The organism is Alteromonas sp. AWJ4_199 (assembly GCF_056159165.1).
Genome location: NZ_JBSWUR010000002.1, coordinates 252,997 through 268,969, shown reverse-complemented (window position 1 = coordinate 268,969; position 15,973 = coordinate 252,997). Strand labels below are relative to the sequence as shown.

The 15,973-nt window shown below is 44.3% G+C and carries 16 protein-coding genes; 8 read left to right on the top strand and 8 right to left on the bottom strand.

Features of this window, described 5'->3' with window-relative positions; translation table 11 throughout:
* Nucleotides 1-76 precede the first annotated feature (76 nt).
* Nucleotides 77-1,150: a 4-hydroxyphenylpyruvate dioxygenase gene (gene hppD / locus ACXAER_RS16155; RefSeq protein ID WP_474831023.1), complete on the top strand. Its 1,074-nt coding sequence runs from the start codon at nt 77-79 to the stop codon at nt 1,148-1,150.
* Nucleotides 1,151-1,336: 186 nt separating this feature from the next.
* Here hppD and ACXAER_RS16150 read toward each other — a convergent pair whose 3' ends face one another.
* Nucleotides 1,337-1,702, bottom strand: coding sequence for a VOC family protein (locus ACXAER_RS16150; RefSeq protein ID WP_474831021.1), 366 nt, complete (start codon nt 1,700-1,702; stop codon nt 1,337-1,339).
* 481 nt (nt 1,703-2,183) lie between these two features.
* Here ACXAER_RS16150 and ACXAER_RS16145 point away from each other — a divergent pair, with 481 nt between their 5' ends.
* From ACXAER_RS16145 to ACXAER_RS16120, 6 genes are all read left to right on the top strand, one after another.
* Nucleotides 2,184-2,573 carry an ACT domain-containing protein gene (locus ACXAER_RS16145; RefSeq protein WP_474831019.1) on the top strand — a complete coding sequence of 130 codons (390 nt, stop codon included), beginning with the start codon at nt 2,184-2,186 and terminating at the stop codon, nt 2,571-2,573.
* Between the two features lie 4 nt (nt 2,574-2,577).
* A complete protein-coding gene (locus tag ACXAER_RS16140; protein WP_474831017.1) occupies nt 2,578-3,078 on the top strand; it encodes a PTS sugar transporter subunit IIA in 501 nt (166 codons plus the stop codon).
* Between the two features lie 238 nt (nt 3,079-3,316).
* Nucleotides 3,317-3,664, top strand: a complete 348-nt coding sequence (locus tag ACXAER_RS16135) for an ArsC family reductase (RefSeq protein WP_474831015.1) — start codon at nt 3,317-3,319, stop codon at nt 3,662-3,664.
* Complete coding sequence (gene dapE / locus ACXAER_RS16130) at nt 3,658-4,794, top strand: succinyl-diaminopimelate desuccinylase (RefSeq protein WP_474831013.1); 1,137 nt, start codon at nt 3,658-3,660, stop codon at nt 4,792-4,794. The genes ACXAER_RS16135 and dapE overlap by 7 nt, the downstream gene beginning before the upstream one ends.
* 9 nt (nt 4,795-4,803) lie before the next feature.
* Complete coding sequence (locus tag ACXAER_RS16125) at nt 4,804-5,508, top strand: M15 family metallopeptidase (protein ID WP_474831282.1); 705 nt, start codon at nt 4,804-4,806, stop codon at nt 5,506-5,508.
* Nucleotides 5,505-5,768, top strand: coding sequence for a DUF2897 family protein (locus tag ACXAER_RS16120; RefSeq protein WP_474831011.1), 264 nt, complete (start codon nt 5,505-5,507; stop codon nt 5,766-5,768). The genes ACXAER_RS16125 and ACXAER_RS16120 overlap by 4 nt, the downstream gene beginning before the upstream one ends.
* Before the next feature lie 97 nt (nt 5,769-5,865).
* On the opposite strand, the gene ACXAER_RS16115 is transcribed toward ACXAER_RS16120, so the two are convergent.
* The 7 genes from ACXAER_RS16115 to seqA all read right to left on the bottom strand — a co-directional run bounded on the left by ACXAER_RS16115 (nt 5,866) and on the right by seqA (nt 14,787).
* Complete coding sequence (locus tag ACXAER_RS16115; RefSeq protein ID WP_014949040.1) at nt 5,866-6,192, bottom strand: heavy metal-binding domain-containing protein; 327 nt, start codon at nt 6,190-6,192, stop codon at nt 5,866-5,868.
* A 56-nt stretch (nt 6,193-6,248) separates the two neighbouring features.
* Nucleotides 6,249-6,659, bottom strand: a complete 411-nt coding sequence (locus ACXAER_RS16110; protein ID WP_474831009.1) for an HIT domain-containing protein — start codon at nt 6,657-6,659, stop codon at nt 6,249-6,251.
* Nucleotides 6,652-7,683 carry a succinylglutamate desuccinylase gene (gene astE, locus ACXAER_RS16105; RefSeq protein ID WP_474831007.1) on the bottom strand — a complete coding sequence of 344 codons (1,032 nt, stop codon included), beginning with the start codon at nt 7,681-7,683 and terminating at the stop codon, nt 6,652-6,654. The genes ACXAER_RS16110 and astE overlap by 8 nt, the downstream gene beginning before the upstream one ends.
* Nucleotides 7,684-7,969: 286 nt before the next feature.
* On the bottom strand, nt 7,970-9,274 hold the full coding sequence (locus ACXAER_RS16100) for a putative bifunctional diguanylate cyclase/phosphodiesterase (protein WP_474831005.1): 1,305 nt from the start codon (nt 9,272-9,274) through the stop codon (nt 7,970-7,972).
* A 309-nt stretch (nt 9,275-9,583) separates the two neighbouring features.
* On the bottom strand, nt 9,584-12,061 hold the full coding sequence (locus ACXAER_RS16095) for a glycogen/starch/alpha-glucan phosphorylase (protein ID WP_474831002.1): 2,478 nt from the start codon (nt 12,059-12,061) through the stop codon (nt 9,584-9,586).
* Between the two features lie 218 nt (nt 12,062-12,279).
* On the bottom strand, nt 12,280-13,932 hold the full coding sequence (gene pgm / locus ACXAER_RS16090; RefSeq protein WP_474831000.1) for a phosphoglucomutase (alpha-D-glucose-1,6-bisphosphate-dependent): 1,653 nt from the start codon (nt 13,930-13,932) through the stop codon (nt 12,280-12,282).
* Nucleotides 13,933-13,977: 45 nt separating this feature from the next.
* A complete protein-coding gene (seqA, locus tag ACXAER_RS16085) occupies nt 13,978-14,787 on the bottom strand; it encodes a replication initiation negative regulator SeqA (RefSeq protein ID WP_474830998.1) in 810 nt (269 codons plus the stop codon).
* A gap of 233 nt (nt 14,788-15,020) precedes the next feature.
* On the opposite strand from seqA, the gene ACXAER_RS16080 reads away from it, so the two are divergent.
* Nucleotides 15,021-15,968 carry an AAA family ATPase gene (locus ACXAER_RS16080; RefSeq protein ID WP_474830996.1) on the top strand — a complete coding sequence of 316 codons (948 nt, stop codon included), beginning with the start codon at nt 15,021-15,023 and terminating at the stop codon, nt 15,966-15,968.
* Nucleotides 15,969-15,973: the final 5 nt, after the last annotated feature.

Here is a 15,973-nt window from a genome sequence, read left to right as displayed (position 1 = left end):
ATTGCTTGCTTTTTCACTGCGCCCTTACAATCAGGTAACAATTATAAAATACCATTTACGTTGAGGATGTATCGCTATGGCTGATTTGTTTGAAAACCCAATTGGTTTAGATGGGTTTGAATTCCTAGAGTTCACTGCGCCAGAAAAAGGCATACTAGAGCCTATCTTTGAAGCGATGGGCTTTACGCTTGTTGCACGCCACAAGTCAAAAGACGTTGAACTATGGCGTCAGGGCGACATCAACCTGTTGAGTAACTACGAGAAAAACTGCCATGCAGGCTACTATGCTGAAGAGCACGGTCCTTCTGCGTGTGGCATGGCTTTTCGCGTTAAAGATTCACAGCATGCTTATAAGGAAGTGCTTGCCCGCGGTGCACAGCCTATGGACACCCACACCGGCCCAATGGAGTTGAAACTCCCTGCAATAAAGGGCATTGGTGGCGCAATGCTGTACCTCATAGACCGTTATGAAGGCGAGAACACTATCTATGATATCGATTTCAACTGGATTGAAGGGGTAGATCGCCACCCTGAAGGCTGTGGATTCCATACTCTCGACCACCTTACCCATAATGTGTATCGCGGTCGCATGGATTTCTGGGCAGGATTTTACGAAAAGCTATTTAATTTCAGAGAAATCCGTTACTTCGATATTAAAGGTGAATATACCGGCCTACTATCGAAAGCCATGACGGCGCCAGACGGTAAAATTCGTATTCCGTTAAATGAAGAAGCGGTTGGTGGTGGCGGCCAAATTGAAGAATTCTTAATGAAATACAACGGTGAAGGTATCCAACATATCGCTTTCGCTTGTGACGATTTGGTAGCGTGCTTAGATAAGCTGAAAGCGAAAGGCATGAAGTTTATGACGCCTCCACCAAATACCTACTACGACATGCTTGAAGAGCGTCTTCCTGGGCACGGCGAAAACGTAGATGAGCTACAAAAACGTGGCATTCTATTAGACGGCACTACAGAAAATGGTGAGCCTCGACTACTACTTCAGATATTTTCTGAAACCGTTTTCGGCCCGGTATTCTTTGAATTTATTCAGCGCAAGCAGGATGAAGGCTTTGGAGAAGGTAACTTTAAAGCCCTGTTTGAATCTATTGAACGAGACCAAGTTAACCGCGGTGTGCTAAACAAGTAGCCCCGACACAAAAAAGTAACCCCAGGCGTACGAGCGCGTAACGCTTAGCAAGTAATCCCGTCGCGCTAGGTGAGCTAAATCGCTTAGTAGCCTATCGAAAAAAGCAGCGAGTAACGCTACACGCTGCTTTTTAATTTTTCGCTTTTAGAGCGCTATTTCTAATCGTGGTGATTTTTTAATCCCTGCTCAGCTTTGTGCTTTTTCATAAAGCGCACAAGCCGCACCACTTGGGTCAGTAATCACACAGAAGCTGTCTTTGCCATGGTGGCGTATGTCACCTACCTGCCTTCCACCCTTTTCAATAGCCGCATTTAAAGCTAACTCGAGATTTTCCACCGTGAAATAGTTAATCCACCCGCCTGGGTACTGCGCATTAACGCCCTTCTTATGACAAATACCGCCTACTGGTGTTCCGTCGGGTTTCATCATAACGTAATCATTGTAGCCGCCCATATCAATGGGTTCTTTCTTCCAGCCCATCACCGCTTCGTAAAAGCTGACAAGTTCGTCCGCATTTTCTACCGTTATATCGCACCATGAAGAATCTGACATAGTCTTTCCTTATCTCTTGTAATATTCAAGGGCTATTGATCTTTGTCAACAAAGGTTAAGGTCTGTTAATACCATTGCATAACCGACTGTGCCACCTTAATAAAGCTTTGTTAACTAGTAATTTACTTGTTACGCAAAAACTCAATCTTTGCATACGCACGATCTTGATCAGTTTAGTGATTTATTGATGGTGAATTTTTTCAAAAGACATCTATTGTCAAGCTAAGAAATTACAAAATTACCAAACATTTTTTATTTTAGTTGTAGACATGGCCTGTGGAAAATGCTTGTGAAATTGAGAATGTTATCCACTGAACATTGTTTGTACAGTTTATTTATTTCTTTATTTACAATGAGTTACAGCAAAGCCCCAAACTACTCAACAAACTTATCCACAGATTAAGTGGATAACACGTAGCACTTAATCACAGTTAATGGTTTAATGTGAATATCTTCGAAGTTATCTTTTTTTCGGTTTCTCATGCCCAAACAAACACTTTTAGTCAGAGAATCTTTATTTACAATTCACAGCCTGGATCCTGAAACCAATATCCCTGCATCTGTGCTAAATAGTCCCCTTTTTTTCTTAGGTAAAACAGAAGATGAATTATCTATTGTTGTGCCTGACTCGGTAGATGTAGCGTCACTGGATAGTGATGAAGGTTGGCGCGCACTTGAACTGTTAGGGCCTTTACACTTATCTATGGTAGGGATAATGGCCCAAATTGGAGAAGTGTTAGCATCAGCAAAAGTGGCCATATTCGTGGTATCAACCTTCGATACTGACTTCTTTTTAGTAAAAGACAACAAACTAAAAGATGCCATTAGTGCGCTTAAGAAAGCTGGCTACTCGGTAAGTGAGGACGTCTAATACCGTGAACGCTAAGCAACTACAGTACGCTCCAGATAGTTTTGCCAAGCAGTTTGCAACTGTAAGTCCGTTTTCAGGGCAAGTGGTTTCACTATCACACATTGACGATCCTTATTATAAAAGCGGCCTTATGGGGCCTGGGGCAGCGGTAAGCTCTACGTCAAATACAATAGTCTCGCCTTTTGCCGGAAGAGTACTAAGCGTTTCGCCGTTAGACTACGCTATCGATGTACAGTCTAGCGCGGGCCTCAAGTGCAAGATTAAATATGGTGGCGATACTAGTCATCTGCATGGTGCACAGTTCGTCTGTTCGCTAAAACGAGGCGATGAAATTAAGCCTAAGCAAGTACTTTTTACTGTGAATGCTGCATGGCTGAAACAACGTGGTGTAATCAACACATGTGCGCTAACCCTGCTTAACGCCCAAGCGCTTATCGGTGTATTGCCTACCCACCAAAAATTTGTAGAAGCCGGTGAGGATACACTTCTAACGCTATATCTATAACGTTATCCTCGACCTAAACACAGGCTTTCACCTTCAAAAATCATCGCAAGTGAGTTTATCAACGTATTAACAGCTTGTATGATGTAGCACATTGAAAAAAAAGATGTACAGGCGCACTCTTTTCGGGCTATTGCGGTTTTCTATTTCCTCTAGCTCTTCGAAACAGCGCCACATAATGGCACTGTTCTAACCAGCGTCAATAATTTACAAACAACAAAGTAGTACGGAATAAATCACCATGAGTACAATCCTTTATGGGATCCCAAACTGTGACACCATCAAAAAAGCGAAAAAATGGTTAGCAGATAACGATATCTCGTTCACCTTTCACGACTACCGTAAAGATGGTATCGACAACGATTTCCTTGTACGCGCTGAGTCTGAGCTTGGCTGGGAATCCATGTTAAATAAACGTGGAACCACCTACCGCCAGCTAGAAGAGCAGGAGAAAGCAAACTTAGATAAAGAAAAAGCGCTGGCCTTGTTAGAACTCCACCCAGCTATGGTTAAACGCCCTATTCTTTTTCACGACAATGCTTTTCACATCGGTTTTAAGCCTGCACAGTATGAGGAAATATTTTGTTAAACGATTCTGTTATTAAAATTGCTAAGCAACTCATAAACCGTCGCTCTGTAACGCCAGAAGATGCAGGCTGCCAAGAGGCCATGGGCGAGTTTTTAGGCGCACTGGGGTTTAATAATGAAACAATGGTGTTTGAAGACACCACTAACCTTTGGTCTCGCCGAGGTAAAGAAGGCCCCGTATTTTGTTTTGCTGGTCATACTGATGTGGTACCAAGCGGCCCAGAGTCGGCTTGGAAAACACCACCTTTCACTGCGACAGAAGTTGATGGCTATTTGCATGGTCGCGGCGCTGCCGACATGAAAGGCAGCCTTGCCGCTATGCTTGTAGCCACCCGTGAATTTGTGAACAAGTACCCAGATCACAAGGGAAGTATCGCCTACCTTATTACGAGCGACGAAGAAGGCCCGTTTATTAACGGTACTACTCGCGTTATCGACACCCTAGAAGCGCGAAATGAAAAGATTGACTGGTGTATTGTTGGTGAACCCTCTTCAACAGACGAAGTGGGTGATATTGTCAAAAATGGTCGTAGAGGCTCATTAACGGGTGATTTAGTTGTGAAGGGCGTTCAGGGCCATGTTGCCTACCCTCATCTAGCAAATAACCCTGTGCACAGCGCCATGGCGGCCCTTGATGAATTAGCAAAGTCACACTGGGATAACGGTAACGACTTCTTCCCGCCCACTAGCTTTCAGGTTTCAAATATTCACGCAGGTACAGGGGCAGGTAATGTAATACCAGGCGAACTTCACGTTTGCTTCAACTTCCGCTTTTCAACAGAAGTGACCGACCAACTTCTTATTGAACGTGTCACCGCTATTTTAGACGCCCACGACTTTGAGTACGAGATAAACTGGACCTTTAATGGACAACCATTTTTGACCGATACAGGCGCGCTATTAGAAGCAACCCAAGGTGCTATTGCTGCAGTTAAAGGCACACCTACGGTACTCTCTACCGCAGGCGGTACATCCGATGGCCGTTTTATTGCGCCTACGGGAGCACAAGTTATAGAGCTAGGCCCGGTTAATGCCACTATCCACAAAATTGACGAGTGCGTAAAAATGGCTGACCTTGAACAGCTTGCTGATATGTACTTCGGTATCTTAGAACGCTTATTGGCTAAATAGCCCTTATTGTTGTTCATGAATCAGATACCGCAACAAGCATGGCTAGGCCAGCACAACGACTACCTTGTAGATGCTGGCAATGGCCATAGGCTTCATCAAGACGTTATTTCGCCCTTTCTTGCTATGCAAGATGCGGCGCACAATGACGGTATAGACTTACATTTAGTCAGTAGTTTTCGAGATTTTGATAGGCAAACCGTCATTTTTAACCGTAAATGGACGGGGCAGGCGCAACTTCTTGATGTTAATGGCACAGCACTTCCTTTCGAAACACTAAGTGACGATGAAAAACTGCACGCTATTTTGACCTGGTCTGCGCTACCTGGCGGCAGTCGTCATCATTGGGGCACCGATATTGACGTTTATGACAGAGCTGCTGTACACAAGTGGGACGGCAACTTTAACCTTGTAGAAAGCGAATACCTTACAGGCGGCCCCTGCCACAACCTTTCCTGTTGGTTAGCTGATCATATGGAACAGTTCGGTTTCTACCGTCCTTTCTCAGTCAATAGTGGCGGCGTGGCTGTTGAGCCTTGGCATTTGAGTTTTAAAAGCGCAGCAAGCACCTTTGAAAAAGCCAGAAACCTAGACGGTTTTACACAAGCCATTGAACAAAGCGATATAGAAGGTAAATCGTGTATTTTGCCGCAGCTACCAAAGTTGTATAATCGCTACGTATTGAACAAAGGGCGCGAGCCTACGGAATTTTTATGAGTACTACCTGGGTCATCATCGTTATTGTTTTAGTATTGGGCGTGGTTATAGGAAACATCACGCTACTTAAATACAGCGCTAAGTTTAAATTCCCTACCCCCTCTAAGCCTTATGATGATGACAAAAGCGGTGACGAGTACGTCACCCCCAATAGAGACACTAGCCACTCACATGCCGAGACTGAAACATCCGGCGACCAGGCTTCGTCGACACAAGCACATAATGATAGTGGTGACAGCAACAAGAAAACCGTGAAATAGCTTTTTCATTTAAGTCCATTATCGCTAGTTTGCTCAATGTAGAACTGATGAACGTTAATTCACTAAAGTCTGTGCGCAAAAAAGCGCGCTTCTTAGCTTATAAAGGCGTCGTTTTTACTGCAGTACCGCTAATGCTCACCATTAGCATGCTGCCTTTATCACCAATGACTTGATAGTCTAGGTCTATTCCAACTACAGCGTTTGCGCCCATGCTTCTTGCTTCATGTTCTAGTTCGGTAAACGCTAACTTGCGCGCAGTGGTAAGCTCTTCTTCATAAGACCCTGAACGCCCACCCACGATATCGCGAATAGACGCGAAGAGATCTTTGAACACATTTGCGCCCATTACGGCCTCGCCTACAACAATGCCGTAATAAGCCTCAATTTTGTGACCTTCTAAGGTTGGGGTAGTTGAAACAATCATGCGTAACTCCTTTTAATTTGAACTGTTTATTTGTCGCTATTTAGGACAAACGTCCTTTAGCAGTTATCTTTAAACCACTGCTGAATAGACTTAACAAGCGCCTGTGCATTGTTGGAATCATAAGCCACAGCGGGCTGATTGCCCCAAACAGGTTTTGGCCATGCGCAATCGTTTTCAAAACGTGCAACGTGGTGAACGTGGAGCTGTCTTACCACGTTACCTAGTGCTGCCACGTTAAGTTTAAGCGGTGAAAACAAGGCCTGCATGGCTTTTGATGTCAATGCAGACTCTTTAAGTAAAGTAATCTGCTCTTCTTCTGACAAATCGATAATTTCCGCAATATCATTTTTCATCGGTACTAAAATAAGCCACGGAAACTGACTATCATTCATCAACAGTACACGACACAGCGAAAGATCACAGACAAAAAATGTATCATTGTGTAAACGGCTATCAAGTTTAAACATCTAGCTTATCCAACGTAGTAGGCACAACCGTTAACAAAGCGCGTTGTCCAATGGCCACTTTTGCATTTGGAAAAACAATGGCTTCGCCGTCCTGCTCTGCTATGTACTCTTTACCCGGTTCAGAAGCCAATACCGTGCCTTTAGGGTAGTCAGTAAAGTTGGGCGTATCGTCATCGAAATGAAGCGTAAACTGTTCTTCGTTTCGGTTTATAACTTGGTTCACGCGATAAATATCAAGGTCATCCATATCAACCGTAGGTGCGTACTCGGTTTGAGTAATTAACTGCGTTATCGCTTGTTTCGCATCTTCAAATCGACGCATATCGTTTTGCCCAAATGGACGCACTTTGCCAAGTTCAACGGTAAACGCATGAGCGTTATATCGATAAGAAGAGAAATAGCTAAACGTGGTGGTTGAACTTTCAGAAAGTAGAATGGTTTTTACCCCACACGCCGCAAGGAAGGCTAGTTGCCCTTTGCTATGAACTCTGTCGTGAAGATAAGGATATACTGCAAACTTTTCATTTTTCGAAGCGCGAATTGCCGTGTGTAAGTCGTAGTGATAACGGGTGCCTTCAGCCGCTTCAAAGAAAGACGCCACCGCCTTTTCTAGCTGCTTAGCACGCACACGTTCAGCGTTCACTAAACCCTCGCCAGTTGAGTGCGCCCCGCTAAACAATCGGTTCATGTTCTCTTCAACGAAACGCTCTGCAATATCCATCGCGGGCAGGTTGCCAAATAAGAATAAAACATCATGTGCAAGCCTTATGTTCCCTGTAAGGATCCCCTTAACCAACTCATCACAAATTTCAATAGGCGCAGTTTCATTACCGTGAACACCACAGGACAAGACTATGCGCTTGTTTGGCGTAGAGGTAGGCTGTACAGAAAAACTAATGATGCCAGGCGCAATGATACTAACGTCAGTGCCATTGGCTAGCGTGAATTGGTGAGCGCGTTCGAATAACTCGGGTTGACGGCGCGAAAGTGTTAAAAATTGGCCGTTTTCGATAAGTTCTTGCATAAGTATGAGCTTTGTTGACTTTGTCTAATCTCGAATAGCTTAAGTGTACCGAGACAGTCTATCAAAATCACCTTATCTCAGGGTTTTATTGCGCTAGGCTGTAACTAATAAATAACGCTCTCGCGCGTTAGTAGCGATATTTTGCATGGCCAGCCCGCTCTTTAATAACGAGGGTATACCAATATTTAACCTAGTTCGGTGACCGAATTTGCAAAAACAAGAAATCAAGACGCAAAAAGGTGCAAAGCTATTGAAGTGAATTGCGATTGGCTAGCGTTGGTAGGAGTTAGGCCTGTGCTCTTCTTGGCGAACTACCAATAATAATCTCTTGCTGCGCAAGTTGAATAAATTCATTAAAAGGTACGGCACGAGAGAATAGATACCCCTGCCCTTGATAAACCCCCACTTCTCGCAAAATGTGAAGCTGTTCTACGGTTTCAATGCCCTCAGCCACTACACTACAGCCTTTTGCGTGGCCTATTACTTTCGCAGCCTCTATTATCGCCCTATTGACTGGGTGCGCTTCTAACTCCATCACAAAAGATTTATCTATTTTAAGAGCATCAAGGTCGAGGTCGCGAATATAAGCAAGGTTAGAATATCCTTTGCCGAAGTCATCTACTGAAATAGCCACTCCTAGACTTCTCAACTCATCTAGTTGTTTTTTCACCATTAGTGAATTGGATAGTGCTACATCTTCCGTGAGTTCTAATTCAATAAGCGACAGCGGCAAACCATAAGTGTTGCTTAACTTTGTCAGCGTAGGAATTAACTGATTGTCATATAGCTGGGTAGGTGAAATATTTACTGACAGAACGATAGGCAATTTAAACACATCGAGTTCAGCAAGGGCCTTAAATGCTTGCTCTAACGTCCAGTAACCCAGTTCATTCATCATGTTGTATGACTCTGCGGCTTCAATTAATGGCCCAGGAAACAATACGCCATCAAGAGGATGGTTCCAACGTAACAAGCACTCACCACCCACCACTTCGAGGGTATTCAAATTAACCTTAGGTTGGTAATAAAGCTCAAGTTCATTTTGAGCCAGCGCGCGTTTTAGGTCAGCTTTTAACGCTAAGCTTCTTCCAGTATCAGATTTGTCCGATTTAGTGAGCGCGAAGTAATTTTCGTACTTATTTTCTTTTGCCTGCTTCAATGCAGACTCTGCTCGAGATACAAAAGCGGTGATATCAAACTCATCGTTTTCGGCGCACACTACGCCCACATTGAAATCGGCGATAAATGCCGTGCCATCATAATGCATAGGTGTTTTAAAATGTTCTACAAGGCGCTCGAACATTTGTCGCATCACAGCTTCTTTGTTTTCGTTGGGAAAAACGATTCCAAATACATCGCCGCTTATTCGGCCAATAAGCACATGTTCCCCAAAAAGATGTTGTATACGGTTGGCTATCTCAAGCAAAAAACGGTCGCCGATGTGGATACCTAGACTTGTTGTTACATCTGAAAAACGCACAACATCAACCAGCATCAAAGAAATAGATGTGCTTTGAGACGCTTGTTTTGAGACGCTATCGATAAAGGCATAGCGATTGGGAATGGTTGCCAGTGATGTGTGTTGGCTCATGATGTTTTCCTTCCGCATTACGCTTCTAGGCAATAAAAACAACTACTTATATCAAACCATGACGTCGCGCAAGGCGCAATACTGGTAACGTATTATTCTGCATACCATCTTATACTTTTGTAAAACATAATTCTAAATATGCCTAATATAGCATGTCACCTTTTCTGGCCGTTGTAACAAATGTTTAAGCTATTTTAATCAAGTAAAGCATGCCAATGTTAATTTAAGTAAACCTACAGGCTTTTTTTAAAGATAATAAAAAACCCGGCAAGCTTAACACTGCCGGGCTTTTTCTTTGCTGTTTTGCGACTAGCTTTCTATCTTACACGGTGAAAGTTTCCAAACGCGCTCTACGTAGTCACGAATTGAGCGGTCTGAAGTGAACTTACCCATCTTAGCTGTGTTGATAATCGCCATTTCTGCCCAGCGCTCTTTATCGCGATATGCAGCATCAACGGCTATTTGCGCGTCAGAATAGGCGCGGAAATCCGCTAGTACCATGTACGGGTCACCGTTATCTAGAAGGCTTTGCTTGATAGATACCAAGGCACCTGGTTTACCCGGCGTGAAGTAATCGGTTTCTAACCAATCCAGCACAGCTTTAATTTCTGGATCTTTATAGTAGTAGTCATGTGGGTTATAGCCATTCGCTTTAAGCTCGTTCACTTCTTCTACTGTAAGTCCGAAGATAAAGATGTTGTCATCGCCTACTTCTTCAGCAATTTCAACGTTTGCACCATCAAGTGTACCAATAGTTACCGCACCGTTCAGTGCAAGCTTCATATTACCGGTTCCTGATGCCTCTTTACCTGCCGTACTGATTTGCTCAGACACGTCTGCTGCAGGAATCATTTTCTCTGCTAGCGACACGCGGTAGTTTGGTAAGAATGCGACTTTAATCTTATTATTGACGCGCGGGTCGTTATTGATCTTGTCAGCAACTTTATTAATCGCGTAAATAATGTCTTTTGCAAGCTTGTAGCCCGGTGCTGCTTTTGCACCGAATACAAAGACACGTGGATGCATATCGTAATCAGGGTTTTCAAGAATACGACGGTACAACGCCATAATATTTAGTAGTGCTAAGTGCTGACGCTTATACTCGTGCAATCGCTTAATTTGCACATCGAAAATGGCGTTAACGTCTACTTCTATATCAAGTGACTTGCGAATTTCCTCTGCTAGCAGCTCTTTGTTCTCAAGCTTCACTTTCATGAATTGCTTTTGGAACGTTTTGTTGCTTGCGAATTTTGCCAAGCCCTGCAGCTTGTCTAAATCACGCGGCCAATCTTCACCAATTTTCTTGTCAATAAGCTTAGACAGCCCTGGGTTACACGCTTTCAACCAGCGGCGTGGTGTAATACCGTTGGTTACGTTAGTTAGCTTACCTGGATACAGTTCATCGAACTCTGGGAACAGAGACGACTTAACAAGACGAGAGTGCATTTCTGCCACACCGTTCACTGCAAACGAGCCGATTACCGACAGGTGGCCCATACGAACCATCTTCTCGTTACCTTCTTCAATGATTGAAAGCTTAGCTTTCATGGCATTGTCGCCAGGCCACTTCTTATCAACCTCAGCCATAAAGCGGTGGTTAATTTCATAAATGATTTCTAGATGACGAGGAAGAATTTTCTCAATCATGCGCGCTGGCCACTTTTCTAGCGCTTCTGGTAGCAAGGTATGGTTGGTATATGCAAATACTTTTGTACAAATCCCCCACGCTTCGTCCCAGCCTAACTCGGCGCGATCCACAAGAATACGCATTAGTTCTGGTATCGAAATAGCTGGGTGCGTGTCGTTTAGCTGAATAACAACCTGATCGGCGAAACGGCTCCAATCGTCACCATGAGCACGCTTGTAACGACGGATAATGTCTTTAAGCGAGCACGAGCAGAAGAAGTACTGCTGAATAAGGCGAAGCTCTTTACCCGCTTCGGTCTCATCGTTTGGATAAAGTACTTTTGAAATCGTTTCAGCTGATACATTTTCACGCTGTGCATCAACGTAACCACCAGCATTGAATACGTCCCAATTGAAGTAATCAGACGCTTCTGACTGCCACAACCGCAGTACGTTTACGGTTTTACCTTCGTAGCCTACAACCGGAATGTCCCACGGCACACCTTTTACAATTGAGCCGGGGTGCCATTCTTTAAGCACACGACCATTTTCGCCGTATTTTGTTTCTACATAACCATAAAGCGATACTTCTTGAATAGATTCTGGACGGCAAATTTCCCACGGGTTACCGTAATCACGCCAGCTGTCTGGACGCTCGATTTGTGCACCGCTTTTAATTTCTTGGCGGAACAAGCCGTGTTCGTAGTGAATACCATAGCCAATAGCAGGCAACTCCATGGTCGCTAGCGAGTCAATAAAACACGCTGCCAGTCGGCCAAGGCCACCATTACCTAGCGCCATATCAGGCTCTTCTTCAAGAATGTCTGAAATTTCAACACCTAGCTCTTTCAGTGCGCCACCCGCAACATCGAACAATCCGAAGTTTTGCAGGTTGTTTGAAAGCAAACGGCCCATAAGGAATTCAGCCGAGAAATAATGGACGGCGCGGGTGTCGTTCAGGTAATGACTTTTCTGGGTTTTGCGCAACCCTTCAAGTACTTGTTCTTGAATTGCAGCGCACGTTGCTTTCCACCAAGCGTGATTGTTTGCTTTGTTTTCGTCGGTGCCTAGCGTGCAGTGTAAGTGTTTGATAACCGCCGCTTTGAATGCAGCCTTATCGATCACAGGAGAGGTTTGCGTCTTGGTCGCTTTTGCGTTCATTTTGCGTCTCACTCTTAAGTAGAAGCGGTGTTTACACACCAAAAGTGTAATTTAATTACAGAGTAACTTCAGAATATGACATCAATATAACAGCGCTTAAACGATCATGTTGTAATAATTTTGTTAAAATTACAAAAAAACGCATGAATTCGTATGCATTCATGCGTTTTTTAACATCTTATTCACACAATAAAATAAAAGACGGTTTATTTTTATACTTACTTTATGATTTTACCAACTAAAGCTTCGGCTTCAGCAATTAAATCCTGTAAGTGGCTTTCACCTTTAAAGCTTTCCGCATAAATCTTATAAATTTGTTCGGTGCCCGATGGACGCGCTGCGAACCAGCCGTTTTCTGTTGACACTTTAACACCACCAATGGCCGCGTTATTACCTGGAGCGTGAGTTTGCACAGAAGTGATAGACTCACCTGCTAACGTATCGCTAGTAACTACCGATGCATCCATCGCTGAAAGTTTCTGCTTTTGCTCTAAGGTTGCTGCTACGTCAACACGGCTATATACCGGTGCTGCAAATTTTTCCGTTAGCGCTTTGTAGTGCTCGCCCGGATCTTTGCCTGTAACGGCTAGAATTTCTGCTGCCAACAAGCAGAGAATAAAGCCGTCTTTATCTGTAGCCCAAGTGCTTCCATTGCGCTCAAGAAAAATTCCGCCCGCACTTTCTTCACCAGCGAAACCAATAGTGCTGTTAGATAGACCACCTACAAACCATTTGAAGCCAACAGGCATTTCAGCCAGCGGCTTACCTAGGCTATTCGCTACGCGGTCAATCATGCTGCTAGATACAAGTGTCTTGCCGATATTTAAGTCACTTGGCCAGTCTGGACGATGGGTATAAAGGTAATTAATCGCCACGGCCAAATAGTGATTAGGGTTCATCAGCCCTGCACTTTTGCACACGATACCATGACGGTCGAAATCCGGGTCGTTGCCCCATGCTAAATCGAAGTTGTCTTTTAGCTCGATTAACCCTGCCATGGCGTAAGCAGATGAACAATCCATGCGAAGCTTGCCGTCTTTGTCGCGGCGCATGAAACCAAATTGAGGGTCGACAGCATCGTTAACCACTGTGATGTTTAACCCATATTTTTCAGAAATACGCGACCAGTAGCCTACCCCGGCGCCACCAAGAGGGTCAGTGCCTAGTTTTAAGTTCGCTTTTGCAATCGCGTCCATATCAATAACTTTAGCTAAGTCTTCGATATAAGGTTCCATAAAGTCTTCTTCACGAACCAGTTTACGCTCGGTAGCTTGGCGAATATCAATGCGCTGAACATCTTTATTGCCATCAGCAATTAACGTGTTCGCACGCTCTTGAATTTGCTTAGTTACATCACTGTCGGCTGGACCACCGTGCGGCGGGTTGTATTTAAACCCACCGTCTGAAGGAGGATTATGAGAAGGCGTAATAACAATTCCATCAGCCTTGTCTGTATTACCAGCGCGATTATAACGAATGATAGTGCGGGAAATTACAGGCGTTGGCGTATAGCCCATGCTCTCGTTATCTGAACGTTGCACCACAACATCTATGCCGTTGGCACATAAAACTTCTATGGCAGTGATCATGGCCGGTTCAGATAACGCGTGGGTATCTTTTCCAACATATAACGGGCCGTTGATACCTTCCTGCTTGCGGTATTCTACCAAAGCTTGGCAAATTGCACCGATGTGAGTGTCAGTAAAGGTAGCGTTTGACGCCGTGCCTCGGTGGCCAGAAGTACCGAAAGACACCGCCTGGCCCGGATCGTTAATATCCGGTTTGTAGCTGTAATACTGGCTCACTAACTGGGGTACGTTAATGAGCTGTTCTTTAGCTGCATGCTTTCCAGCCTGCGGATGTAATGCCATGAAAAAGTCCTTATTTAGAAGTTTCGTTATTTGTTGCTTGGCTTGCTATTTACCTTCTGAAGAGAAACGCGCGACGACGGTTTCAATTACATCAGCTTGATAACCTAGGTTACGCAAAACTTGTTCCAGCATATTCGTTTTCTTGGCAGTATTGTTATTTGTCACTACCCAGAACGGGCTATCTGGGATAGCTTTCGGATTAGTGCTGCTGCCGTTTTCAAGTAACGCTTCCTTACTTGTCGCAAAGTAAGTTCGGTTTTTGCCCTTAATGCTTTCAACGCGCGCAAAGTTTTCTGCATTAAGCTTGTGCGCTGCACTTAAAACAAACAAGAATTGATCAACCCGTTTAGTAAAGGTGCTTAATGCATCTTTTGACACGGCATCCAAAATGTCTCGCTTGGTGTGGGCTTCGTTTGAAAGTGATGTTTCAGTAGCTGCCGATGGCTTTTTCGCTGCTTTGGTACCTGCGGATGTTTTTGCTACAGCAGTTTTTGCAGGCGTGGCCTTCGCAGGAGCTTTCTTCGCCGCGGCTCTATTTACCGATGCTTTATTCGCCGTTGACCTTACCGAAGCGCTAGCCTCTTTTGTAGCAGTTTTGGCTAATGGAGCTTTAGGCTCCACTTCTGCTTCTACCGCCGAGCTTGGTTTACTTATCGACTCTGTAACGTCTGCACTTTTTGTTTCGCTTGTTTTTGCAGGCGTCGATGAAGCTTCACTAGGCTCTGAGCCCTGCGATACCGCCCCATCTTCAGGTAAAAGTAAACGTCTTAAAATTTGCGATGCACTCTCACCAATATGCTTAGTCTGGCTGGCGATGAAGGCATATAAATCGTCATCTATTTCAATGCTTTTCATAACTACTTCCTTTTTAAGAGGCACCATTATAGACAACACAGTTAAACTACGCAGCACTTAATAGCAGATGTTTTGAGGAATCGTGAATATTAAATGTTGAACAGACCGATTGCATACCAACGTATAAAATTTCAAAGTTATAGTAATAGAAAGCGATACACTATCGCTGCTACTATGGTAACGAGCTAAACGTCTACTATGACAAAGTATTTTTAAATAAAAGTGACAAATCTATGCGCCAAGATATTAATCGTGTTCAGCAAGCTCTTAGTCAAAAAATTATTGGAAAAGAGCACCAACTGAAACTCGCCATCACATGTTTACTGGCCAACGGTCACCTGTTAATCGAAGACTTGCCAGGAATGGGAAAAACGACCCTTTCGCATGCACTTTCGCAGGTTTTTGGCCTCCATTATTCGCGCATTCAGTTCACGTCAGACTTGCTTCCCTCCGACATGCTGGGTGTTAATATTTTTCATAGTCACGAGCAAGACGAAGATAAACGTTTTACGTTTAGACACGGCCCTATTTTTAGCCAAGTGGTATTGGCCGACGAGTTAAATAGGGCAAGTCCCAAAACCCAGAGTGCCCTGTTAGAAGCAATGGAAGAACGTCAGGTAAGTATCGACGGTGTAACACACGCGCTGCCTACGCCGTTTTTTGTTATCGCAACGCAAAACCCTAGCTATCAGTCGGGTACTTATCCGCTTCCAGAATCGCAGTTAGATCGCTTTTTTATGCGTATCTCTTTAGGCTACCCAGCGTGGGAAGCAGAGAAGGCGATGCTCATGCAAGAAGATGCTTCGGCCCCCCTAAACCAAATGTTAGATGAAACAAATTTGCGAAAAATGCAAAACGATGTTTCTGCCATTCACACCAGCGACGCCATTCTTCACTATATACTGCGATTGGTTGGCGAAAGCAGACAGAGCAGTGATTTCCCCAACCCGCTTTCACCTAGAGCCAGTCGAGCATTACTTCAGGGCGCAAAAGCATGGGCATACGTTTCTGGTAGAGATTATGTAACACCCGAGGATGTGCAAGCCGTGTTCGTGGCAATTACCGCCCATAGGCTAACATTGTCTTCGCATCAAGCCGCTCAAGGGCAGCAGAGCCACGCTTTCGATGGGGAGAAGCTAAGTCAAAAATTGCTTGATAGCGTCGACCCACTGGCAGCCTAGTATCT

Bases quoted from the DNA above. Each gene is read 5' to 3' on its own strand.
- hppD (WP_474831023.1), top strand. From the start codon at position 77: ATGGCTGATTTGTTTGAAAACCCAATTGGTTTAGATGGGTTTGAATTC.
- ACXAER_RS16150 (WP_474831021.1), bottom strand. From the start codon at position 1,702: ATGTCAGATTCTTCATGGTGCGATATAACGGTAGAAAATGCGGACGAA.
- ACXAER_RS16145 (WP_474831019.1), top strand. From the start codon at position 2,184: ATGCCCAAACAAACACTTTTAGTCAGAGAATCTTTATTTACAATTCAC.
- ACXAER_RS16135 (WP_474831015.1), top strand. From the start codon at position 3,317: ATGAGTACAATCCTTTATGGGATCCCAAACTGTGACACCATCAAAAAA.
- ACXAER_RS16120 (WP_474831011.1), top strand. From the start codon at position 5,505: ATGAGTACTACCTGGGTCATCATCGTTATTGTTTTAGTATTGGGCGTG.
- ACXAER_RS16115 (WP_014949040.1), bottom strand. From the start codon at position 6,192: ATGATTGTTTCAACTACCCCAACCTTAGAAGGTCACAAAATTGAGGCT.
- ACXAER_RS16110 (WP_474831009.1), bottom strand. From the start codon at position 6,659: ATGTTTAAACTTGATAGCCGTTTACACAATGATACATTTTTTGTCTGT.
- astE (WP_474831007.1), bottom strand. From the start codon at position 7,683: ATGCAAGAACTTATCGAAAACGGCCAATTTTTAACACTTTCGCGCCGT.
- ACXAER_RS16100 (WP_474831005.1), bottom strand. From the start codon at position 9,274: ATGAGCCAACACACATCACTGGCAACCATTCCCAATCGCTATGCCTTT.
- ACXAER_RS16095 (WP_474831002.1), bottom strand. From the start codon at position 12,061: ATGAACGCAAAAGCGACCAAGACGCAAACCTCTCCTGTGATCGATAAG.
- pgm (WP_474831000.1), bottom strand. From the start codon at position 13,932: ATGGCATTACATCCGCAGGCTGGAAAGCATGCAGCTAAAGAACAGCTC.
- seqA (WP_474830998.1), bottom strand. From the start codon at position 14,787: ATGAAAAGCATTGAAATAGATGACGATTTATATGCCTTCATCGCCAGC.
- ACXAER_RS16080 (WP_474830996.1), top strand. From the start codon at position 15,021: ATGCGCCAAGATATTAATCGTGTTCAGCAAGCTCTTAGTCAAAAAATT.